Origin of the sequence: Bradyrhizobium sp. NBAIM03 (genome assembly GCF_020194055.1) — a bacterium.
GTDB classification, from domain to species: domain Bacteria; phylum Pseudomonadota; class Alphaproteobacteria; order Rhizobiales; family Xanthobacteraceae; genus Bradyrhizobium; species Bradyrhizobium yuanmingense.
Window position 1 is genome coordinate 230,037 of the sequence record NZ_JADYVS010000007.1, and the last position, 21,670, is coordinate 251,706.

19 protein-coding genes are annotated in these 21,670 nt (G+C 65.3%); 4 read left to right on the forward strand and 15 right to left on the reverse strand.

The window, feature by feature from the left end; translation table 11 throughout:
• Positions 1-151: 151 nt before the first annotated feature.
• Positions 152-1,324: an ABC transporter substrate-binding protein gene (locus I6F21_RS13285; protein ID WP_225183212.1), complete on the reverse strand. Its 1,173-nt coding sequence runs from the start codon at positions 1,322-1,324 to the stop codon at positions 152-154.
• Between the two features lie 322 nt (positions 1,325-1,646).
• Between I6F21_RS13285 and I6F21_RS13290 the strand changes: the two genes are divergently transcribed.
• Complete coding sequence (locus tag I6F21_RS13290; protein ID WP_036001827.1) at positions 1,647-2,909, forward strand: NAD(P)/FAD-dependent oxidoreductase; 1,263 nt, start codon at positions 1,647-1,649, stop codon at positions 2,907-2,909.
• Between the two features lie 220 nt (positions 2,910-3,129).
• On the opposite strand, the gene I6F21_RS13295 is transcribed toward I6F21_RS13290, so the two are convergent.
• The 3 genes from I6F21_RS13295 to I6F21_RS13305 are packed head-to-tail and all read right to left on the reverse strand — an operon-like array spanning position 3,130 to position 5,933.
• Positions 3,130-4,341 carry an ABC transporter substrate-binding protein gene (locus tag I6F21_RS13295; RefSeq protein ID WP_225183252.1) on the reverse strand — a complete coding sequence of 404 codons (1,212 nt, stop codon included), beginning with the start codon at positions 4,339-4,341 and terminating at the stop codon, positions 3,130-3,132.
• 48 nt (positions 4,342-4,389) lie between these two features.
• Complete coding sequence (locus tag I6F21_RS13300; protein WP_225147465.1) at positions 4,390-4,713, reverse strand: 2Fe-2S iron-sulfur cluster-binding protein; 324 nt, start codon at positions 4,711-4,713, stop codon at positions 4,390-4,392.
• 11 nt (positions 4,714-4,724) lie between these two features.
• Positions 4,725-5,933 carry a cytochrome P450 gene (locus I6F21_RS13305; protein ID WP_225147466.1) on the reverse strand — a complete coding sequence of 403 codons (1,209 nt, stop codon included), beginning with the start codon at positions 5,931-5,933 and terminating at the stop codon, positions 4,725-4,727.
• A gap of 83 nt (positions 5,934-6,016) precedes the next feature.
• Here I6F21_RS13305 and I6F21_RS13310 point away from each other — a divergent pair, with 83 nt between their 5' ends.
• On the forward strand, positions 6,017-6,523 hold the full coding sequence (locus I6F21_RS13310) for a MarR family transcriptional regulator (protein WP_036001836.1): 507 nt from the start codon (positions 6,017-6,019) through the stop codon (positions 6,521-6,523).
• 345 nt (positions 6,524-6,868) lie between these two features.
• On the opposite strand, the gene I6F21_RS13315 is transcribed toward I6F21_RS13310, so the two are convergent.
• Positions 6,869-8,716, reverse strand: a complete 1,848-nt coding sequence (locus I6F21_RS13315; RefSeq protein WP_225183213.1) for a feruloyl-CoA synthase — start codon at positions 8,714-8,716, stop codon at positions 6,869-6,871.
• A 152-nt stretch (positions 8,717-8,868) separates the two neighbouring features.
• Between I6F21_RS13315 and I6F21_RS13320 the strand changes: the two genes are divergently transcribed.
• Positions 8,869-9,375 (forward strand): MarR family winged helix-turn-helix transcriptional regulator, encoded by a 507-nt coding sequence (locus I6F21_RS13320; protein ID WP_225152045.1) that lies wholly within the window; start codon positions 8,869-8,871, stop codon positions 9,373-9,375.
• A 185-nt stretch (positions 9,376-9,560) separates the two neighbouring features.
• Positions 9,561-11,369, forward strand: coding sequence for an allophanate hydrolase (atzF, locus tag I6F21_RS13325; protein WP_225140632.1), 1,809 nt, complete (start codon positions 9,561-9,563; stop codon positions 11,367-11,369).
• Positions 11,370-11,384: 15 nt separating this feature from the next.
• Here atzF and I6F21_RS13330 read toward each other — a convergent pair whose 3' ends face one another.
• From I6F21_RS13330 to I6F21_RS13375, 10 genes are all read right to left on the reverse strand, one after another.
• On the reverse strand, positions 11,385-11,600 hold the full coding sequence (locus tag I6F21_RS13330; protein ID WP_029673845.1) for a hypothetical protein: 216 nt from the start codon (positions 11,598-11,600) through the stop codon (positions 11,385-11,387).
• Positions 11,601-11,700: 100 nt separating this feature from the next.
• Positions 11,701-12,423: a GntR family transcriptional regulator gene (locus I6F21_RS13335; protein WP_225128439.1), complete on the reverse strand. Its 723-nt coding sequence runs from the start codon at positions 12,421-12,423 to the stop codon at positions 11,701-11,703.
• Entirely contained in the window at positions 12,420-12,815 is a 396-nt protein-coding gene (gene hpxZ / locus I6F21_RS13340) for an oxalurate catabolism protein HpxZ (RefSeq protein WP_225183214.1), read from the reverse strand. The genes I6F21_RS13335 and hpxZ overlap by 4 nt, the downstream gene beginning before the upstream one ends.
• 1 nt (position 12,816) lies before the next feature.
• Complete coding sequence (locus I6F21_RS13345) at positions 12,817-14,211, reverse strand: AtzE family amidohydrolase (protein ID WP_225183215.1); 1,395 nt, start codon at positions 14,209-14,211, stop codon at positions 12,817-12,819.
• 4 nt (positions 14,212-14,215) lie between these two features.
• Positions 14,216-14,395, reverse strand: coding sequence for a DUF4089 domain-containing protein (locus I6F21_RS13350; protein ID WP_036001861.1), 180 nt, complete (start codon positions 14,393-14,395; stop codon positions 14,216-14,218).
• Between the two features lie 26 nt (positions 14,396-14,421).
• Complete coding sequence (locus I6F21_RS13355; RefSeq protein ID WP_225183216.1) at positions 14,422-16,251, reverse strand: ABC transporter ATP-binding protein; 1,830 nt, start codon at positions 16,249-16,251, stop codon at positions 14,422-14,424.
• A 94-nt stretch (positions 16,252-16,345) separates the two neighbouring features.
• The gene (locus I6F21_RS13360) at positions 16,346-17,245 is read right to left on the reverse strand and encodes an ABC transporter permease (RefSeq protein WP_128266039.1); all 900 of its coding nucleotides are present in this window, start codon (positions 17,243-17,245) and stop codon (positions 16,346-16,348) included.
• 3 nt (positions 17,246-17,248) lie between these two features.
• Positions 17,249-18,262, reverse strand: a complete 1,014-nt coding sequence (locus I6F21_RS13365) for an ABC transporter permease (protein ID WP_225134372.1) — start codon at positions 18,260-18,262, stop codon at positions 17,249-17,251.
• A gap of 218 nt (positions 18,263-18,480) precedes the next feature.
• Positions 18,481-20,100 carry an ABC transporter substrate-binding protein gene (locus I6F21_RS13370; protein ID WP_225183217.1) on the reverse strand — a complete coding sequence of 540 codons (1,620 nt, stop codon included), beginning with the start codon at positions 20,098-20,100 and terminating at the stop codon, positions 18,481-18,483.
• A gap of 371 nt (positions 20,101-20,471) precedes the next feature.
• Positions 20,472-21,428, reverse strand: coding sequence for an aminoglycoside 3'-phosphotransferase/choline kinase family protein (locus I6F21_RS13375; protein WP_225183253.1), 957 nt, complete (start codon positions 21,426-21,428; stop codon positions 20,472-20,474).
• Positions 21,429-21,670 lie beyond the last annotated feature (242 nt).

Below are 21,670 nucleotides of genomic sequence, written 5' to 3' on the forward strand. Positions count from 1 at the left end.
CCTTGCGGGAGAGGGTGGCTCGCCGCAAAGCGGCGGAACGGGTGAGGGGTCTCTCTCCTCACGGACAATCTTGCAAGGGGAGAGAACCCCTCATCCGGCGCTTCGCGCCACCTTCTCCCACAAGGGGAGAAGGGGCTACGTCGCTTGTGGCTCACTTCATCTTGCACTTCTCGTGGAAGCGATCCTGGTCGTTCTCGACGATGGTGGCGACGGTCTTCAAGGCGAGCTGGCCTTCGGAATCCTTGACCACGTCCTGCAGATAGAAGTTCTGGATCGGGATGTGGTTGTTGCCGAACTTGAACGCGCCGCGCACCGACTTGAAGTTGGCCTTCTCCATCTCGGCCTTCATCTCGTCCTTCTTGGAGGTGTCTCCCTTCACGGCGACGACGGCGCTGTTGATCAGGTTCGCGGCGTCATAGGACTGCGCGCCGTAGAAGGTCGGGCGCAGGCCGGGGTACTTCTTGCGGTAGTCGGCGACGAAGCGCTTGTTCTGCTCGTTGGGGAGGTCGTTGACCCATTGCTGCGCGCCGGGCACCCCGAGCGCGTTCTCCTTCTGGAGCGGCAGCGAGAGCTCGTCGATGGTGAAGGCGGTGTAGAGCGGCATCGTGCTCTTCAGCCCGGCCTGTGCATATTGGTTCAGGAATTGCACGCCAGCAGCACCCGGGTAGAACACGAAGATCGACTCGGCGCCGGAGGCACGCGCCTTGGAGAGCTCGGCGGAGAAGTCGAGCTGGCTCGGCCACACCGTATATTCCTCACCCACGACCTGACCCTTGAAGGTGCTCTTGACGCCGGCCAGCATGTCCTTGCCGGCGGCATAGTTCGGGCCGATCAGGAACACCGACTTGACACCCTTCTGGTTCATATAGGTGCCGACCGCCTGCGGGGTCTGGTCGTTCTGCCAGGAGGTCGAGAACACGTAAGGCGAGCACAGCTCGCCCGCGAGCTGCGACGGACCGGCATTGGCCGAGATCAGGAAGGTCTTCGAATCGACCGCGGTCTTGAGCGAGGCGAGCAGCACGTTCGACCAGATATAGCCGACGATGAAGTCGACCTTGTCCGACTGCACCAGCTTCTCGGTCTTCTGCTTGCCGACGTCGGGCTTCTGCCCGTCGTCCTCGTAGATCACCTCCACCGGCTTGCCGCCCATCTTGCGGCCGAGATGATCGAGCGCGAGCTCGAAGGAATTGCGCATGTCGTTGCCGATCACGGCGGTCGGGCCGCTGAAGGTCGAGACGAAACCGATCTTGATGGTGTCTCCGGCGAATGCCTGATTTGCCAGCACCAGCGCCGCTGCGCCCGCCAGCCAGAATGCCATCCTCATAACACTCCCTCCTTAATTATCGGTCCTGGAAGCGGGGTGATCGCCGCTCCAGGCCTGTCTCTATTGAACGCAAAATATGTCGCGCCGCCAATGGCTCAGCGCCCGCCCTGCACCATATTTCGCCCCTATCTGAGATGGCAAGAATTATAATTCTACTCACTTCGGCCGAGGCCGGCTCAGGGCCGGTCCGGGAGGCTGCGGCGTTTTTTCGCGCCGGATCGATACATCAGGCCTATGCGACGATTGATGACCTCTATTGGACCGCGGCGCCCAATCCGCACTTAAATGAAGGCGAGCAGCAGCGAGATTCGAGGGTTAAATCATGGCCGCAAATCCCCATCGCGTCGTCATCGTCGGCGCCGGCTTCGGCGGGCTGGAGGCGACTTACCGGCTTGCGGGCGCTCCCGTCGAGATCACGCTGATCGACCGCCGCAATCATCATCTGTTCCAGCCCCTGCTTTACCAGGTCGCGACCGCCTCGCTCGCAACCAGCGAGATCGCCTGGCCGATCCGTCATCTCATGCGCGACCGGCGCGAGGTGACGACGCTGTTCGCCACCGTGAGCGGCGTCGATGCCGAACGACGCTGCGTGCTGATCGACGACGGCAGCGAGGTGCCCTACGACACGCTGGTGCTGGCCACGGGCGCGCGGCACGCCTATTTCGGCCACGATGAATGGGAGCAGTTCGCGCCCGGCCTGAAGACGCTGGAGGATGCGACCACCTTGCGCCGGCACATCCTGGTGGCGTTCGAGCGCGCCGAGCGCGAGATCGATCCAAAGCGGCGCGCGGCACGGCTGACCTTCGTGATCGTCGGCGCCGGCCCGACCGGCGTCGAGCTCGCCGGCACCATCGCCGAGATGGCGCATCACACCCTGCCCGCCGATTTCCGCAACATCGACACGCACAAGGCCCGCGTCGTGCTGATCGAGGCCGGCCAGCGCGTGCTCGCCGGCTTTCCCGACGAGCTATCAGCCTATGCGCAGGCCTCGCTGGAAAAGATCGGCGTCGAGGTCGTGCTCGGGCAGGCCGTCACCGAGATCAATCGCGAGGGCGTCGTGTTCGGCGGCAAACTGCTCGAGGCCAAGACACGGATCTGGGCCGCCGGCGTGCGCGCCTCGCCCGCGGCCGAATGGCTCGGCGCAGCGCACGATCGCGCCGGGCGCGTGCTGGTCGAGGCCGACCTCACCATATCAGGCCATCCCGAGATCTTCGCGATCGGGGATACCGTCAGCATCAACGCCTGGGACGGCAAGCCGGTGCCCGGCATCGCGCCGGCCGCCAAGCAGCAGGGCCGTCACGTCGCGGAGACCATCAAAGCGCGCCTCCGCGGCGCTGCAGCGGGTCCGTTCCGCTATAAGCATTCCGGTAACCTCGCGCAGATCGGCAAGCGGCTCGCAATCATCGATTTCGGCAAGATCAAGCTGCGCGGCACCATCGCGTGGTGGATCTGGGGCATCGCCCACATCTACTTCCTGATCGGCCTGCGCCACCGCCTCAGCGTCGCGCTGAGCTGGCTGTGGATCTACGCGCGAGACCAGCGCGCAGCGCGGTTGATCACGCAGGGGTCGAGCAAGGTGGTGTAGTCTTACTTCCTTCTCCCCTTGTGGGAGAAGGTGGCATAGGCGGCCTTCGGCCGCCGTTCTTAAGAACGCCGAAGCAGAGCTTCGGCTACGGCGTCGGATGAGGGGTTCTCTCAACTCTCGCGATTGTTCGTGAGGAGAGAGACCCCTCACCCGGCTTCGCTTCGCGAAGCCACCCTCTCCCACAAGGGGAGAGGGTGCAATTGCGCCGCGCTCGCGGCCGCTACTTCACCAGCTCGCACCCGCCTTCCGCGAGCGGGCGGAACGCCTGGTCTGCCGGAATCGTCGCGACCAGCTTGTAATAGTCGTACGGATATTTCGACTCCTCCGGCTTCTTCACCTCGAACAGGTACATCGGATGCACGACGCGACCGTCCTGACGGATCGCGGTGTCGCCGAACAGCTTGTCCTTGCCCTTGAAGTTCTTCATCTCGGGCACGACCTGCTTGGCATTGTCGCTGCCGGTGGCGGCGACGGCGTTGAGATAAGCGAGCGTGGAAGCATAGACTCCGGCCTGATTGCCGCTCGGCATCTTGCCGTTCATGCCGGGCCGTGCAGCAAAACGCTTGGCGAACGCGCGGGTATCATCGTTCATGTCCCAGTAGAAGGCTTCCATGAGCTGGAGGCCCTGCGCGACCTTGATGCCCATGCCGTGAACGTCGTTGATGAAGAGCAGGAAGGCGACGAGCTTCTGCCCACTCTGCTGGATGCCGAATTCGGCGGCCTGTTTCACCGCGTTGATGGTGTCGCCGCCGGCATTGGCGAGCCCGATGACCTGCGCCTTCGAGCTTTGCGCCTGCAGCAGGAAGGACGCGAAATCGGAGGTGCCGAGCGGATGCTTGGACGAGCCGAGCACCTTGCCGCCGTGACCCTCGATGTATTTCTGCGCCTCCGCCTCGATGCCCTTGCCGAGCGCGTAATCGACCGTGAGGAAATACCAGTCCTTGCCGCCGCGCGACACCATGGCGGCTGCGGTGGTGTTGCCGGTCGCCCAGGCATCGTTGACCCATTGGATGGTGTTGGGCGAGCACGCTTTGCCGGTCAGATCCGAGCTCGCCGTCGATGATGCCAGGAAGGTCATGCGGCTGTCGCGCAGAAGCGCGTTGATGGAAAGACCGACGGCCGAGTTCGGCACGTCGACGATGGCGTCGACGCCTTCGACGTCGAGCCATTTGCGCGCAATGGCGTTGCCGACATCGGCTTTGTTCTGGTGATCGGCATAGACGATCTCGACCTTGATGCCCTTGCCGCCGCCGTTGAAATCCTCCGCCGCCATCCGCGCGGCCTCGACCGAGCCCATGCCATTGGTGTCCTGGAAGATGCCGGAGATGTCGTTGAGCACGCCGATGCGCACGACGTTGTCCGATATTTCGGCGTTGGCCGCGCCGGTCACCAAGCTCGCAGCCAGCGCGAGCGTCCACTTCAGATGTTTCATCATTCCCTCCCTGTTTGATATTTTGCGAAGATCCGACGGCTTGGCAGATCAGACCTGCCGCTCTGGCAACTTCAGGACGAGCCCATCGAGATCGGGCGTGATCGTGATCTGACAGGACAGTCGGCTCGTCCGTCGCCGCTCAGCGGCGGTGCCGTCGAGCAGCGCATCCTCGTCGTCGGCCATCGCAGGCAGGCGCGCGAGCCAGCTCTCGTCGACATAGACATGGCAGGTCGCGCACATCGCGTTGCCGCCGCATTCGGCCAGAATGCCGTCGAGGCCGTGACGGGTCGCGGCCTGCATGGCGCTCTCGCCGCCCGCGGTCTCGACGCGATAGGACTTGCCGTCGGGATGGATGAAGGTAATGGCAGGCATCAAGCTCCTCGTCAGGCCGGGGTGATCGTCACAGGCAGGCTGTCGAGCCCGCGCAGCGTGTTGTTGAAACGGCGCTTCGGCTCGCCCGTGATCTCGATTCTCGCGATGCGGCGCGCCAGCGCCGTCAGCATCACCTCGCCTTCGAGGCGGGCGACGAGCTGGCCGACGCACATGTGGATGCCGGAGCCGAAGCCGACATGGCCGGAGGTGCGGCGGGTGATGTCGTACCTGTCGGGGGCATCCCAGCGCCGCGGATCGCGGTTGGCGGCGGCAAGGAACATCAGCACCTTCTCGCCCTCGCCGATTCGCGCACCGGAGAGCTCGACCTCACGGGTGGTGGTGCGGAAGAAGGTCTGCACCGGGCTCTCGAAGCGCACGGCCTCCTCGAAGGCACCGCGCGCGAGCGTGAGGTCGTCGCGCAGCCGCTGCCATTGATCGGGAAAGCGCGCGAGGCAATACACCGCAGCGCCGATGCCGTTGACTGTCGTGTCGAGTCCGGCCGACAGCAGCGAGCGCACCAGCAGCGGCGCTTCGGTGGCCGTGATAGCACCCTCGTCGACCTGCGCGTGGATGCAGGCGCCGAAGCCGCTGGGTGCCAGATTCTCGCGCTGGCACTGCTCGGCAACGTATGCCTGATGCGGCGCCGATCGTTCGATCGCCTCCTGGCGCAGCCGGTTGGGCGGGCCGAACGCGTTGAATACCACGCTCGCGTAGGGAATCAGATGCTCACGCCCCTCCGGTTTCAGGCCCAGCGCATCCGGAAAGATCGAGAGCGGGTAGGCCTCGGCGAGATCCGCGATCGCATCGAAGCTGCGCATCTGCAGCAGGGCATCGACACGCGCCTCGGCCGCCTCGGCAAAGCGGTCACGGACCTGCTTCATCACGGTCGGCGACAACACTTTTGACAGGACGGCGCGGGTGCGGGTGTGCGCCGGCGGATCGGCCTCGAGGATCAGGCTCGGCGGTCGCCACGGCGCCTCCTTCTTGAAGTCGGAAAGGCCGACGCCGCGGCTGGAGCAGAAGGTTGCGGGATCGTTCAGCACAGCGTGGACCTCCGCATAGCGCGCCACGCCATAGACGTTCCACTTGTCGAGATAGACCACGGGGCCGGCTTCCCGCAGCAGCTCATGCGCCGGATAGGGGTCGGCAAAAAAGCTCATGTCGAAGGGGTCGACGTCGACATGCGGGACACCCGATCCCGCGCAGCCGGATGCGGTCATGGAAGACCTCCCTCATTTTGTTCTTGTGAAAGGACGACGCATGCCCTTAGGTCTTTGGGCCCGCCGCGAGTCAGAAACCCGATATGCCGCCGTCCTCGACCAAAGCCCGCCACAAGCCCGCGCCCCATGATGCAGGGCCGACGCTCGATCTCGACCGTTACGTCCCGGCGTTCATCACCTTCATCGCCAACAAGCTCTCGAACAGCGCGACCGCGTTCTATCAGCGCGAGTTCGGTGTCAACGTCACCGAATGGCGGATCATGTCGCTGTTGGCGATCGAACCCGGCATCCCGGCCTCGCGCATCTGCCACGTCATCGGCTTCGACAAGGGGCCGGTGAGCCGGACGCTTGCCGGCCTCGAAAAGCGCGGGCTGGTGTCGATCCGCACCGACCCGAACGACGGCCGCACCCACTCGATCTCGTTGACGGCAAGGGGCCGCGCCACCCATGACAAGGTGATCGTCGCTGCGTTCGAACGCGAGCGACGGCTGTTGTCCTGCCTCAGCAAGGACGAACGCGAGGTGCTGATCGATCTCTTGCGCCGGCTGCACGAAAATCTCGGCGCAGTCACCGGCAGCGTCGACACCTGACGGGTCGCGCGCGGCGCGCAAGCTCCCGTCACTCCCGATCATGCGCCGGCATTTGCCGACGGCACCCCTTCTGCCGCGCATTGCTTCCTCCAGAAAAGAACGCGGCGGTTCGCCCGCCGTCATCTCTGTCTGGAACGGTTCGCACAGATTAGTTGCTTAGGCAACAAAAGAATCGGCAGGATATTGCGACAGGGTTGTTGGCGTATCCCACTCGTCATTCCGGGGCGCGCGTGGCGCGAACCCGGAATCCATCGTGCACCACCCCTACGGTGAAATGGATTCCGGGCTCGCGCCAAGAGGCGCGCCCCGGAATGACAGCGGAATGTGGCGTCGCTAACTCGGCCTTTACAATCCGATCCACTCACCCGACGCATCATCGTTCAGCCGCGCTACCGCATCGGCGCGGCGCGTCAGCACGGCGCGCTGGTTGATGTAGCCCTTGTCGGTGATCTCGCCGCCGTCGACCGACGGTGGCTCGGCGAGCAGCAGCGCGCGGGTGGCGTGACCGGAGGAGTTGGCGCTCTGCTGTTTCAGCTTCGCCAAACCCTGCGCGATGGCGCTGCGGACCTTGTCGTGCGCCAGCACGTCGCTGGCCGCCGCCGTTTCGGGCAGACCGGCATGGGCGCGGCAAGCCGCAATATTCGGGAACACCAGGAAACGCACCTCGTCACCGCCGTGACCGGCGACCACGATGTCCTGAGCCAGCGGCGCCAGCGCGGCGATGCCGGCAACGCGCAAGCCGCCGACGCTGACCCAGGTGCCGGAATTGAGCTTGAAGTCTTCGGCAACGCGACCGTCGAAGAACAGGCCGCGCTCGGGGCGCGCGCTATCGGCAAGCTTCACCGCGTCGCCGATCAAGTAAAAGCCCTCCTCGTCGAACGCTTGCCTGGTCAGCTCGGGTGCCTTCCAATAGCCGGGCGTGACGTTGGGGCCGCGCACCCGCACCTCCAGCTTGTCGCCGGAGGTGACGAGCTTCAGCTCGGTGCCGGGAATGGGCACGCCGATGTTGCCGGAGCGCTCGGCGAGAAAATGACAGTCGGTGGCGAGCGGTGAGGTTTCCGTCGAGCCCCAGGCCGAGACCATCGGCAGCTTGCGGCCGACCGTCTCGAGCGAGAGCTCTTCGAGAGCATCCCACAGATTCTGCGGCAATGCCGCGCCGGCATAGAACGCGAATTTCACCTCGTCGAAGAAGCGGCGGCGCAATTCCTCCTCGCTGCGCAGCGCGGCGATCAGCATGTCGAAGCCGCGCGGCACGTTGAAATAGACCGTCGGCATCACGCTTCTAAGGTTGGCGAGCGAGGTCGCGAACAGGCCGGGCGCGGGCTTGCCGCCATCGATGTAGAGCGCGCCGCCGTTGCGCAGCACGAGGTTGAAATTGTGGTTGGCGCCGAAGGTGTGGCTCCAGGGCAGCCAATCGAGAATGACGAGATCGCGGCTCCGTTCGAGGAAGGTCCAGGTCTGCGCCTTGGCTTGCTGGCTCGACGTCAGCATGCGCTGGGTGTTGATGACGGCTTTCGGCGTGCCGGTCGAGCCCGAGGTGAACAGGAATTTCGCGATCGTATCAGGCGTCACCGCTGCGAAGGCTCTTGCGACGTCAGGCGTCTCGGGCGTTGCCGCAATGGCGTGGAACGCGAGCACGTCGACGTCATCGGCATTGCCGCTGATGATGTGTGCGTTGTGCAGCGGCTTGATGGCGGCCAGCGCTGGCGCGAACGGCTGGAGCGCAGAGACGTAGATCGCGCCGGGATCGAGCAGCGCAATCATGCTCTTGAGCTTGTCGAAATCTTTCGACATCAGCGAATAGGCCGGCGAGATCGCCGCCGAGGGCACGCCGACATGCTGGGCGGCGAGCGCGAGCAGCGCATGATCGATGCTGTTGTCCGAGAGGATCGCGACGGGGCGATCCGCGCTGAGCCCTTGCGCCAGGATCCAGGACGCGGCGGCGCGCACCTTCCGCCGCGCCTGCGCATAGGTGACGGTGGTCCAGGGCATTTCGACGTTGCCGCGCTCGGCCAGGAAGATCGCATCCGGCCTTTGCTGCGCCCATTGCTCCAGCCAATCGCCGGTGCAGCGCGCAGTCTCGCCGAGAGGCTCGGGCGAGCGCAGAACGATGCTGCCGTCGGGCCGATGCTCTGCGACGGTCCTTGGCGTTGCGAACAGGCCTGCAACGTCACCATGTGAGGCGACTGTCATGTGTTTCCTCCTCCATCCCGGTTACAGGATCGGCCGCGGCCTCGTTCCGGGCTGCTTTGGCCTATAATGTTGGGCACGCCAATTGTTGTCGTCAACAACAATCTTTCGCTCCGGGTCCAAGGGCGCTAGGGTTGCGCGACAGGAGACACGACGTGACAGCCACAGCATCCCGGGCCGACGGCCGCCACGCCCCGCGCAAGCGCGCCGGCAACGGCGCAGCACCACGCGATGGTGCCGACGACGTTGGCCTCGACGCGCTGGTCGGCCACGCCGGCTATGCGGTACGGCGCTTCCAGATCTGGATCTTTCAGGACTTCATCAAGACGCTCGGCGAGGTCGACATCAGGCCGACGCAATATTCGGTGCTGACCGTGATCGGCGCCAATCCGGGCCTGTCGCAGATGGCGGTGGCAAAACGCCTCGGCATCGAGCGTGCCCGGCTGGTGCACCTGCTCGACAGCCTCGAACAGCGCAAGCTGGTGAAGCGGATCAAGTCGAAGCAGGACCGGCGTTCGCATGCGCTGCACCTCACCGCGCAGGGCGAGACGGCGCTGACGAAATTCAAGCGGCTCGCAGCCGAGCACGAGCGGCACGTCGAGGCGAAGATCGGCAAGGAGAACCGGGCACAGCTGCTCCGGATCCTCTCCGGCTTCACCTGATCCCGACTGCCTATGATTTGGGCAGATAGGTCACTGAGGCGACCGGCCGGGCGCCGGCCGAAATGTCCCCCAAGCCACTGATCGCACGATAGGATCCGGCACGATCATCCTGCCCGGATTCTGTACACAATGGCACATCGCTTGCTTAACTCCGGGCGAAGACGAATTGCCGGAGTTTTGCCGCCATGGGGGCCGAGCAGCCTGAAACGATCGCCGCGATTGTGGCCGCGCACCGCGCGGGGACGCTGACGCCGGCAGAGACGGTCGCGCGGACCTATCAGCGCATCCGCGATCACGACGATCCTGCCGTGTTCATCAGCCTGCGCGACGAGAAGGACGCGATCGCGGAAGCAGAGAAGCTCGCGGCCCAGGCGGATGCTGCCAGCCTGCCGCTTTACGGCGTGCCGGTCGCGGTGAAGGACAATATCGACGCGCTGGGCTTCCCTACCACCGCGGCCTGCCCGGCTTTCTCCTACACGCCGGCACACGACTCGACCGCGGTGGAACGGCTGCGCGGGGCGGGGGCGATCATCATCGGCAAGACCAATCTCGACCAGTTCGCGACCGGCCTCGTCGGCGTCCGTTCGCCCTACGGCATCCCCAGGAATTCGATCCGCGAGGATCTGATTCCCGGTGGCTCGAGCTCGGGCTCAGCCACTGCGGTCGGCGCCGGACTCGTGCCGCTGTCGCTCGGCACGGATACCGCCGGCTCCGGCCGCGTGCCGGCGATGCTCAATAACATCGTCGGGTTGAAGCCGAGCCTCGGCATGATCTCGACCGCAGGCCTGGTGCCGGCCTGCCGCACGCTCGACTGCATCTCGGTGTTCGCACTGACCGTGGACGATGCCGCACTCGCGCTGTCGGTGATGGCCGGCCCCGACCAGGCCGATCCATTCTCGCGCGACCGGCCGTTCGGCGCGATCACGCCGATGCCGGCAAACCTGCGCTTGGGTGTGCCGCGCAACGGCCAGCTGATCTTCTTCGGCGACAAGAAAGCGGAAGCCGCCTACAACGATGCGCTGAAGCGATGGACCGCGCTCGGGGCAAAGCTGGTCGAGTTCGACCTCGAGCCGTTCTACGAGACGGCGCGGCTGCTCTATGAGGGCCCCTGGGTCGCCGAGCGTTACCTCGTGATCAAGAACCTGCTGGCGTCCGCGCCAGACACGATCCACCCCGTCACGCGGGAGATCACCGCGGCCGGCGCGCGGCTGACCGCGGCGGAAACCTTCTCGGCGCTCTATCGCCTGCAGGGCCTGCGCAAGATCGCCGAGCGCACGTTCGCCAACATCGACGCGCTGGTGCTGCCGACGGCGCCGACGGCCTATACGACCGCGCAGGTGCTGGCCAATCCGATCGAGCTCAACAGCCGGCTCGGCACCTACACCAATTTCGTCAACCTGCTCGACCTCTGCGGCCTCGCCGTGCCGGCTGCGATGCGCAGCGACGGCATCCCGTTCGGCATCACGCTGCTGGCGCCCGCAGGGCGCGACGCGCTGCTGGCCAGCATCGGACGGGTGTTCCATGGCGACACGAAACTGACGGTCGGCGCGAAGGGTGTGGCGCAGGCCCCGCTCGCGCCCCTGCCCGCAAGCAGCGACGACGAGATTCCGATCGCGGTGGTCGGCGCACATCTGTCCGGCATGGCGCTGAACGGCGAGCTGACGGCGCTGAACGCACACATGATCGAGGCCACCAGGACGGCCGCCGATTACAAGCTCTATGCACTCCAGACCACGCCGCCGAAGCCGGGCATGCTGCGCGTCGAGGCCGGCCAAGGCGCTGCGATCGAGCTGGAGATCTGGTCGCTGTCGTCTTCCGCCTTCGGCAAGTTCGTCAACGCGATTCCCGCGCCCATGGCGATCGGCACGATCAGGCTCGCCGACGGCCGCAGCGTGAAGGGATTTTTGGTCGAGCCGGAAGTGCTGGGCGAAGCTCGCGACATCACCGCCTATGGCGGCTGGCGCAAGTTTATGGCTGAAGCCACGACGGCGTAGACAGCGACCGCGGCCTCACGCCGACTTGCGCCAGGCGGCTTCGTTCTTCTTCTCGTAATCGTCGAACGCCTTGACGAGGCCGGACAGCACCTCTGCGGACGTTTCGAACATCGCGGTGAGCTGGGGCTCGTCGACCTTGCGGATGTCTTCGCGCAGATGCGTCACCGTCTCCTGTAGACGCTGCTTCATCTTCTGGGTGTGATGGCGGGGATCTTTCTCGGAGGAGGCCATGGTGTATTCTCCTTATCGGATCGATGGGAGGAAACGATCGGTGCAAAGCCGGGTTCCTGAGAACCGACGCCTCTCCTTCACCTCGTGGTGAACACGCAACTCACACCGACACCGCGTAGATCTCGTACTCCCCGCGCACCAGCTCGATATGCGCGCGCATGGCGGCGGCGGCGCCCTGCTTGTCGCCGCGCATGATGGCGACGACGACGCGGTCGTGCTCGGCTTGCGATTTGGCGAGGCGGCCGAGGTTGCGGAACTGGGCGCGGCGGAACGGCTGCACGCGGACGCGGGTCGCGAGCGTGATCTCGGCGATGTAGCCGTTCTGCGAGCCGGCATAGAGCGCGTTGTGGAAGCGCTCGTTGACCTCGTGGAAGCGCTCGGGATTGCCGGTGTAGCTCAGCACCCGCAGCTCCTCGTGGACGGCCTCCAGGCCGTGACGCTCCGCCGCCGACATGCGTTCGGCGGCAAGACCGGCGCACAAGGCCTCGAGCTCCGCCATCGCCTCGAACATGCCTTTCAGCCGCTCGACGGATGGCCGCGCCACCACGGCGCCGCGATGCGGCCGCGCCTCGACAAGGCCGCTCGCCACCAGCTGGCGCAGCGCCTCGCGCACCGGCGTGCGCGAGACGTTGAAGCGCCGCGCGATGTCGGTCTCGTCCAGCGGCGAGCCCGGCGCCAGCGTTCCCCGCACGATCTCGTCGGCAAGCTGCAGCCGCAGCTCCTCGGCGCGCGTGACCTTCAGCAGCGACGGCGATGCACGGTCGACGCGCGGCACCACCGGCTCGGCCGGCAATGCGCCCTGCGGAAGATCATCAAGCGTCATACGGTCTCTTTCGGCTCGTCGATGATGCTGACATGAGCGGCGACGACGCGCCAGCCCTCCGGGAAACGTATCCACGTCTGCATCTGCCGGCCGACCTTGCCGGGAGCCGTATCGCGATAGAACAAGGTGGACGCCACGGCCGTGTCGCGGCCATAGCTGGTGATCACGGTTTTGGCGGTGCGGCGGTTCAGCCCGACCGGCGAGCGCGCGGCACGGAAGCCGCTGATCGCCTCGTAGCCATAGAGGTTCTCGCCGATGCCGTAGCGCAAGGTGCGCGGATCGTTGCGGAAGAGCTCGCCGAGCACGGCGACGTCGTTGCTGACGAGGGCTTGCTCATAGCGCTCGAACGCGGCTTTGACTTCCGCGATCACCTCGGGGAGATCGATCTGCATCTTAGAACCCTCTCGGCGCGGGCGCAGCGACGACGCCCATCTTCTCCAATGCGTGCGCGACGCGCAGCGCGATGTCCTCGCGCCAGGGCGCACAAATGATCTGCACGCCGATCGGCAGCGGCTCGAGCGGCACGGGGACCGCGACCACCGGCAGGCCGATGAAGGAGATCGGCTGGGTGTGGATGCCGATATTGGCGCGCACCGGCAGCTCGACGCCGTCGAGATTGAAATTGACCTGGCCGAGCTTCGGCGCGGTGCAGGGCGTCGCCGGCGCCAGCAGCACGTCGACCGACCGAAAGATCTCGGCAAGCTGCGCGCGATACCAGCGGCGGAATTTCTGGGCGCGGTCGACCAGCGGGGCCGGCACCATGGCGCCCGCGATCAGCCGGTCGCGCACCGCCGGGTCGAAATCGCCAGGGCGCTTGCGCAGGCGATCGAGATGGAGCGAAGCGCCTTCAGTGGTGGTGATGACATAGGCGGCGGCACGGGCGCGCGATGCTTCGGGAACATCCACCACTTGCGTTGCGCCCAGCGCCTTGGCGACGCGGCTGACGGCTTCGACCGCTTCCGGAAACACGTTCTTCTGGAAGTGGCCGCCGGCGATCGCAACGCGCAGGCCGGAGATGGACTCATCGAGCAGCGGCGTGACGGGCTCCAACCCGCGCGTAGTGCAGGCGCCGTCGTCGGCATCCGGACCCTGCATCGCGTCATAGGCGAGCGCGAGATCGGCGACGGAGCGCGCGAACGGGCCGAGATGATCGAGGCTCGCCACGAACGGGAAGGAGCGCGCACGTGACAGCCGGCCATAGGTCGGCTTCAGGCCGAAGATGCCACAGAAGGACGACGGCACGCGGATTGAGCCGTTGGTGTCGGAGCCGAGCGCGATCGGCACCAGCGCGCCGCCGACGGCGCTGCCCGAGCCGCCGGAGGAGCCGCCGCTCATCCGCGTGGTGTCGTGCGGATTGCGCGAGGGACCGTCGTGGATGTTCTCGCCCGTGAAATCGTAGGCGTATTCGCCCATGTTGAGCGCACCGACGAGAACGGCGCCGGCCGCCTCCATCCGCTCGATCAGCGTCGCATCGCGCTTGGCGGGCGCGAGGTCGCGGTTGATCTTCGAGCCGGCGCGCGTTGAAAGGCCCGCCACATCGAACAGGTTCTTGACGGCGAAGGGGACGCCGGCGAGCGGACCGATTGTCCTGCCCGCCGCGAGATCCGCATCGATCGCGCGCGCTTTCGCGCGGGCGCGTTCAGCGGTGACGTCGGTGAAGGAATTGAGGATGCCGTCATGCCGCGCGATGCGCGCGAGCGCAGCTTCAGTGGCATCGAGCGCGGACATCTTGCGCCCCGCAACCGCACTTGCGATCTCGGAGGCCGTCATCTCTGGCTTGGCGGACATGGCGTCAGGCCGTGAAGATCGGCGCCGGCTCGGTTTCGTCCGGCAGCGCAAATTCGTCGACCAGACGGCCAAGCCGCAACGAGACCTCGAGGTTGGCGCGCACGGCAGGCCGCCAGGCCTCCTCGATCGGCAGCGCCAGCGCCTTCGATACGGCGTCGATATAGTCGTCCAGGGGTTCGGCCATCACGCTCTCAAGCAATCAGTGCAGTCTCAGTGGATCGGCAACGGCGGATGCGGGATCGCCGTCAGCAGCTCCTTGGTGTAGTCGTCCTTGGGATCGCCGAGAACCTGCTCGGAAGAGCCCTCCTCGACGATCCGTCCGGTCCGCATCACAATGACACGATCGCACAACAAGCGCACCACGTTCAAATCATGCGAGACGAACAGATAACTCATACCTAGCCGCGCCTTGAGGTCCTGCAGCAGGTTGAGGACGACAGCCTGCACGGAGACGTCCAGCGCCGCGGTCGGCTCGTCCAGGATGACGAGCTTGGGATGCAGCGCGATCGCCCGGGCGATACCGACGCGGGCCTTCTGGCCGCCGGACAATTGGTGCGGGAAGCGGTCGAGCAGATTGTGCGGCAGGCCGACCATGGTGGCGAGTTCCTCGCAGCGGGCGCGGAGCGCGTCGCGGCCCTTGATATCGCCAAGCTGCATGATCGGGTCGGCGATCGCGCGCGCGGCGGTGAAGCGCGGGTTGAGGCTGTCGGTCGGGTCCTGGAACACCATCTGGATGCGGCTACGCTGCGGCAGCCGGGCGAAGGCGGCAGGCTGAATGCCGCCGATGTCCTCGCCGTCGAACTGGATCAGGCCGGAGGTCTGGTCGAGCAGACGCATCACCATCATCGACGTGGTCGATTTGCCGCAGCCGGATTCGCCGACCAGACCGACGCTCTCGCCATGACCGATCACGAAGCTGATGCCGTCGACGGCGCGGAACACGTCCGGCTCGACCGGCGGCTTGCGGCCGAACAGCTTGCCGAGCACGGCGGTCGCGCCCTGGCGGGGATATTCCTTGACGAGCTTTTCAACGCGGAGGAGGAGCGTCTTCTCCCTCTCACCGCTTGCACCGCTCTGCTCCCTCTCCCCGTCCTTCACGGGGAGAGGGTTGGGGTGAGGGGCTGCCTCTGCGAACTCGACTCGTGGAGAGTCCCCCTCACCCGCCGCACTTCGTGCGTCGGCCTCTCCCCGCACGCGGGGAGAGGCAAGAGTCTCCTCTTCCGGCAGCAGATCGCGCAAGCTCACCCCGAGCCGCGGCGTCGCGCGCATCAGCTTCTTGGTGTAGGGGTGCTGAGGGTTGGCAAAAATGTCGGCGGCGGTGGCGGTCTCGACGACGCGGCCCTTCTCCATGACGACGACGCGGTCGCAATAGGCGGCAGCGAGGCCAAGATCGTGCGTGATCAGGATGGTCGACATCGCGCGGCGTTTCGTCAGCTCGACGATCAGGTCCATCACCGCCTTCTGCGTGGTGACATCCAATCCGGTCGTCGGCTCGTCGGCGATGAGCAGCTGCGGATTGCAGGCCAGCGCGAGCGCGATGACGACGCGCTGGCACATGCCGCCCGACAGCTCGAACGGATAGGCGTGATACCGCTCGCGTGGGCGGGCGATCTTGACCTGCTCCAGCGCCTCGATCGCCTTCTCGCCGTGATCGGCGACCTGGGCCTGCTGCACATGGGTCCGCAGCACGTCCTCGATCTGGTCGCCAACTTTCCGGATCGGGTTCAGAGCGGCGCGCGGGTTCTGGAAGACCATCGAGACTTCGCGGCCGCGCAAGTCCCGCATCTGGTCTTCGGTCGCCGCCTTGACGTCGATGCCGGAGAACATCACCGAGCCCTCGGCGATCTTGCCGGCGCGGTCGAGGATGCGCATCACCGCGTAGGAGGTCACCGACTTGCCGGAGCCGGACTCGCCGACGATGGCGAGCGTCTCGCCCTTGGCGACGGAGATGTTGACGTGCTGCACCGCCTTGACGATGCCGCGTCGGGTGGTGAATTCGACCGTGAGGTCCTGGACGTCGAGCAGGGGCTGGGCCGTCATGGCCGGCTCCCGTCACTCAAACGGTCGAAAACAACCCCATGCACAGTAGAATGGCGACTGAAATCATTGGAGAATTTTTCTTGGAGGTTGAGCATCACGTCCTCCGCTGGGGATCGACGATGTCGCGCAGGCCGTCGCCGAGAAGGTTGAAGCAGAACACGGCGATCATCAGGGCAAGGCCGGGGAAGAGCGCGATCCACCATTCGCCCGACACCATGAAGCCCGCGCCTTCGGCGACCATGATGCCCCATTCGGCGGTCGGCGGGCGGACGCCGAGGCCGATGAAGGAGAGGCCGGCGGCGTTGAGGATGGCGTAGCCCATGGTCAGCGACATCTGCACGATCATGATCGGCATGATGTTCGGCAGGATGTGCACCAGGAGGATGCGGAATTCGCCGTTGCCTGACAGACGCGCGGCCTGCACGAAGCCGGCATTGCGGCGGACATTGGCTTCCGCGCGCGCGACGCGGGCATAGAGCGGGAAGTTCACGATCGCGGTGGCCAGGATGATGTTCTGCACGGTGTTGCCGAGCGCGGCGACGATGCCCATCGCGAGCACGAACAGCGGGAAGGCCATAATGGTGTCGGCGATGCGGCCGACGATGCGGTCGGTCCAGCCGCCGAAATAGCCGGCCGCGATGCCGGCAAGGCCGCCCATCAGGAACACCAGCGCGACCGAAGCGATCGCGATGAAGAAGTCGAGGCGCGTGGCGACGATGACGCGGCTGAAGATGTCGCGCCCCAGCTGGTCGGTGCCGAACCAGTGCGCCGCCGACGGCGGTTTCAACGCAGCCGCGGTGTCGGAGGCGAGCGGATCGTACGGCACCACGTAAGGGCCGAACAGCGCGGCGAACACGATGATCAGGAGCAGCGCAAAGGCAAAGCCCGTGACCTTGTTCTCGCTGAGGACGTAACGGGTCTGCTCAAGCACCGCGACGAGGCCTGACGTGCGGGCGGGGCCGACAGGTTCAACAGCAGGCGCAACGGAGCTCATAGCCTAGCCCTCCAACCGCACGCGCGGGTCGATCACGCCGTACAAAATGTCGATGATCAGATTGAGCAGCACGTACATCACGGCCATGGTCAGCACGAAACCCTGCACCGGCGCGAAGTCGGAGGAGATCAGCGCTTCCACCGCGTAGGAGCCGATGCCCGGCCATGCGAACACTTTCTCGACCAGCACGTTGGCCCCCAGCAGGAACGAGAACACCATGCTGAGCGTGGTGATGACCGGCAGCATCGCGTTGCGGAACGCGTAGGTGACGATCACGGTTGCCGGCGACAGGCCGCTGGCGCGCGCGGTGCGGACGAATTCGGACGCGAGCACCGCGAGCATCGAGGCGCGCGTCATGCGCGCGATCGGCGCCAGCGAGAAGATTGCGAGCGTCGTTGCGGGAAGAATGAGCTGGCTCAACGCCGAGCGGAACGCCTCGACATCGCGCGCGATCAAAGTGTCGATCAGATAGAAGCCTGTCACCGTCGGCGGCGCGCTGTAGAACACATCGAGACGGCCGAGCGGCGCCGGCGACCAGCCCAGCCGGAAATAGAAGACATAGACCAGCACGAGGCCGGTGAAGAACACCGGCAGCGACACGCCGGCCGTGGTCGTGATCCGACAGAGATGATCGATCCACGATCCCGGCCGCGTTGCCGCGAGCACGCCGAGCGGAATGGCGATCGCAATGGACACGAAGAGGCCGAGCAGCGTCAGCTCGGCTGACGCCGGCAGGCGGTTACGAATCTCGGTGGCGACCGGCTGGCCCGTCGTCAGCGAGTTGCCGAAATCGCCATGCGCGAGATCGTTGGCATAGCGGAAGAACTGTTCGATCAGCGGCTTGTCCAAGCCGAGCTTCTTGCGGATCTGCTCGACGGCTTCCTTGGTCGCGGCGGGGCCGGCGAAGTAGGCCGCGGGATCGCCCGGCAGCGCGCGCGTCAGCAGGAAGGTGACGATGACGACGCCGATCAGCGAGGGAATCGCGAACATCAGGCGCTTGCCGATCATGGTCAGCATAGCAACCTCCTTCCGCATTCCGATTGGGAACAAGCTCGCACGGCTTGCGCCGCTGCGCCCCCTCTCCCCTTGTGGGAGAGGGTTGGGGTGAGGGGTAGCGACAAGCGAGATCGGAGTTCGTGGCTACCCCTCACCCGTCTCGCCGCTACGCGGCGAGCCACCCTCTCCCACAAGGGGAGAGGGAATGAGAGAGGCGTGCGCACCTCACTCATGACCCCTTACCCCTTCGCCATCGCGCGATAATCCAGCCGCCGGTGGAACCAGTACTGGTAGCCGCTGACGTTCTTCTGCATCGCGACGTTTACGAAGGGCTGGTAGAGCGGGATGCGCGGGACGTCGGCGAAGGCGAGATCGACGAAGCCCTTCACGTCGGCATCGTAAGCGGCCTTGTCGCCGGTGGCGGCCGCCGTGCGCGCACCGTCGATGAACTTGTCCATCGCCGCCGACTTGTAGCTCATGGTGTTGAAGACGGAATTGTTGCCGTGATAGCACCAGTAGAAGAAGTACTCGGGGTAATCGAGCCAGCCCGAGAACACGTTGGTGAAGAGCGGCATCTCCTTCTTGTTGAGCTCGGTGCGCCAGTTGGCGCCGGGCACCTTGTTGATGGTGGTCTTGATGCCGAGCTGGGCGAGGCTCTCCTGCACGAGGACGCAGAGCGGCTCGTTGACGCCGGCGAAGTTGAGATCGAACGAGATCGTGGTCTCGAAGCCGTTGGCGTAACCGGCTTCAGCCAGCAGGGCCTTCGCCTTCTCCATGTCGGTGTTGTACTTGTGCGGCTGCGGCCAGGCGACTTCGGTGGCCTTGTCCTTTGCGCCGAACATGGGATTGCCGAGACCGAACAGCACGGCGTCCATGATCTTCTGGTACGGCAACGCATAGGCGATGGCCTGCCGCACTTTCGGATTGTCGAACGGCGGCTTGGTGACGTTCATGCCGATATACTGGATGCCGTTGGAGAACGGCAGCGACACCACGTTGAGCTTGCCGTTCGCCTTCATCTCCTGGAAATCCTTGAACGGCAGCTCATAGGAGATGTCGGCATCGCCGCGCTCGAGCAGTGCACGGCGGTTGCCTGCCTGCGGCACCATGCGCCAGATCACGCGCTTGATCTTGGGAAGCGGACCGCCGACCCAATCCTCATTGCGCTCCATGATCACCTCGGTGCCCGCGGTCCACTTCGTCACCTTGTAGGCGCCGGAGCCGGCGGTCTGCTGTTTTGTAAACTCGAGGCCCCAGGGATCCTTCTCGCTGGCATTCTTCTTCACCAGCTCGGAATTGACGATGCAGGGCACGATCACGGCTAGATCGGGGATCGTCAGCTTGTCCTTCTTCAGGAAGTCGACGCGCACAGTGTGATCGTCGACCACGACGAATTGCTCGGCCTTGGTGAGCGAACCCGCGCTCATCTGGAAGGTCGGGAAGCCGCCGACGCTGACGGCGCGGTCGAGCGACCATTTCACGTCTTTCGCGGTAACAGGCGCGCCGTCGTGGAATTTGGCGTTCTTCTTCAGCTTGAAGGTGACCGACATGTCGTCGATCTTCATGTCGTCGGCGAGTTCGCCCTTGAACTTGTCACGGTCGTAATAGGGCACGCCGCCGGGACCGCTCTTCATCTCGTGGCTGATCAGGCGGTCGTAGCAATTCCAGGAGACTTCATAGCCGGGCACGTTGGTGCCGATGCCATGGATGTCGAGATTGTTCGGGCCGCCTTCGGAAACGATCAGCAAGGTCTCCGAGCGGGCATCGGCCTTGGCCGGGGAGATCACGGACGGCATGGCCGGGAGCGCCGCGCCAGCGGCCAACCCGGAAACGGATTTGAGGAAATCGCGGCGCTTCATGAAATCGCTCCAACACAAAGGTTTTTGGCTGGAACTGGATTCGCAAGGTTTGTGCCAAGGCTTAACGGGAGACTAAAGTTCATCTAAGTAATTGATATCGCCGGCTATTCTTATCTGACCACTCTGCACCGCAAGGGGCCATTGCATACAAAGACGAGCAATTGCATAAAAATTAGGCTTCTCGGCTTGAGGGCTCAGTGTGGAGGCAGTCGCCAAACGTTGCCATCTGGCGCTCGCGCCGCGGCGCCCCAGGAGTCATTCCGGGGCGATGCGCAGCATCGAACCCGGAATCCATCCGGCGGCAGAACGCGCGGCACAATGGATTCCGGGCTCGCCGCTGCGCGGCGCCCCGGAATGACGGAGCGGAGCGCTCAGTTGGGCCAGATCAGCTCCTGTAGCTCGACCAGATCATTCGCCCTCTCCTGCCAGCCCTCGATGCAGATGTGGCTGTTGAGGTCGCTGGCGCGGTGCAGCAGCATCAGGGTCATCAGGCGGCGCTTGAGCGTGAAATCCAGCCTTGCATAGCCAAAGCCTTCGAGCAGGCTCTTCACTCTGCCCGGACGGCCCGCCGCCATGAAGGCGCTGGGGCCGAGCAGGTCGTAGTCGCGCCACCCTGTCAGCACGTCGCCGAAGTCGAACAGGCCGCCGAGCGACCATTGGCCATTATCGCAGGCGAGCAGGAAATTCTCGGGAATGTATTCGCCGATCAGGATCACCGGCGGCGCGTCCATCGGGATCAGCTTCGGGGCGTCACGTAGGAGATCGTCGAGGCCGGCGAGGAATTTTGGTGCGAGGCCGAGACGCTCGTGCCGCCCGCGGCAGCCCTGCATCTGCTGACGCATGAACGCATCCCAGCGCGGCTCGATATGCGCGAGCGGTCCAAGCGGCGCGCGCTGCACGCTCGCAATGGTCTCGCCGATCTGGCGCAGCAGCCACTCCTTCTGCGGCTCCGGCAGTGATGGCCAGACCTCCGAACCCAGCGTGCCGGCAAGGCGCGTGATGACGAGATAGGGCCAGCCGTCGCGCATCCCCTCCGCGACGATCTCGGGGATCGGCAGGTGCAGACGGCCTTTGAGCTGCGTCAGCGCGACGCGCTCCGAGACGAACTGCGCTGCGAGCAGCGGCGGAAAGATCTTCAGGATCAGCGTCTCGCCGAGGCCGACCACGAGATTGGTGCCGGTCGCAAACACATGCGGCGAGCCGGCATCGAGGCCATGGCTACGTGCGATGTCGAGGGCGATCGGCAGCCATTGCGTGGACGCGGAGCGGAAGGCGCGGAAGCTTGCGGCGTCGGTGAAGGGAGGCAGCTGTTGCGGCGTGATTGTCATCTGCACTCGCGTATCGAATGCAGGGGCAACTTTGGTTGACCCGGTGCAAGCCAAGGAAACGGTGCACCTCTCCCGCTTGCGGGGGAGGTCGGCGCGAAGCGCCGGGTGGGGGCTCTCTCCACGTGGGGACACTCTCCGCAGACTTCAGACAATCCCAACGTGGAGAGAACCCTCTCCCCAACCCTCCCCCGCAAGCGGGGGAGGGAGCGCACCTCGTTCGCAGCGGCGGCGAGACCTAATCG

Bases quoted from the DNA above. Each gene is read 5' to 3' on its own strand.
- I6F21_RS13365 (WP_225134372.1), bottom strand. From the start codon at position 18,262: ATGCTGACCATGATCGGCAAGCGCCTGATGTTCGCGATTCCCTCGCTG.
- I6F21_RS13300 (WP_225147465.1), bottom strand. From the start codon at position 4,713: ATGCCTGCCATTACCTTCATCCATCCCGACGGCAAGTCCTATCGCGTC.
- I6F21_RS13375 (WP_225183253.1), bottom strand. From the start codon at position 21,428: ATGACAATCACGCCGCAACAGCTGCCTCCCTTCACCGACGCCGCAAGC.
- I6F21_RS13355 (WP_225183216.1), bottom strand. From the start codon at position 16,251: ATGACGGCCCAGCCCCTGCTCGACGTCCAGGACCTCACGGTCGAATTC.
- I6F21_RS13345 (WP_225183215.1), bottom strand. From the start codon at position 14,211: ATGTCCGCCAAGCCAGAGATGACGGCCTCCGAGATCGCAAGTGCGGTT.
- I6F21_RS13330 (WP_029673845.1), bottom strand. From the start codon at position 11,600: ATGGCCTCCTCCGAGAAAGATCCCCGCCATCACACCCAGAAGATGAAG.
- I6F21_RS13370 (WP_225183217.1), bottom strand. From the start codon at position 20,100: ATGAAGCGCCGCGATTTCCTCAAATCCGTTTCCGGGTTGGCCGCTGGC.
- I6F21_RS13350 (WP_036001861.1), bottom strand. From the start codon at position 14,395: ATGGCCGAACCCCTGGACGACTATATCGACGCCGTATCGAAGGCGCTG.
- I6F21_RS13360 (WP_128266039.1), bottom strand. From the start codon at position 17,245: ATGAGCTCCGTTGCGCCTGCTGTTGAACCTGTCGGCCCCGCCCGCACG.
- I6F21_RS13290 (WP_036001827.1), top strand. From the start codon at position 1,647: ATGGCCGCAAATCCCCATCGCGTCGTCATCGTCGGCGCCGGCTTCGGC.
- atzF (WP_225140632.1), top strand. From the start codon at position 9,561: ATGGGGGCCGAGCAGCCTGAAACGATCGCCGCGATTGTGGCCGCGCAC.
- I6F21_RS13335 (WP_225128439.1), bottom strand. From the start codon at position 12,423: ATGACGCTTGATGATCTTCCGCAGGGCGCATTGCCGGCCGAGCCGGTG.
- hpxZ (WP_225183214.1), bottom strand. From the start codon at position 12,815: ATGCAGATCGATCTCCCCGAGGTGATCGCGGAAGTCAAAGCCGCGTTC.
- I6F21_RS13285 (WP_225183212.1), bottom strand. From the start codon at position 1,324: ATGAGGATGGCATTCTGGCTGGCGGGCGCAGCGGCGCTGGTGCTGGCA.
- I6F21_RS13305 (WP_225147466.1), bottom strand. From the start codon at position 5,933: ATGACCGCATCCGGCTGCGCGGGATCGGGTGTCCCGCATGTCGACGTC.
- I6F21_RS13310 (WP_036001836.1), top strand. From the start codon at position 6,017: ATGCCGCCGTCCTCGACCAAAGCCCGCCACAAGCCCGCGCCCCATGAT.
- I6F21_RS13295 (WP_225183252.1), bottom strand. From the start codon at position 4,341: ATGAAACATCTGAAGTGGACGCTCGCGCTGGCTGCGAGCTTGGTGACC.
- I6F21_RS13315 (WP_225183213.1), bottom strand. From the start codon at position 8,716: ATGACAGTCGCCTCACATGGTGACGTTGCAGGCCTGTTCGCAACGCCA.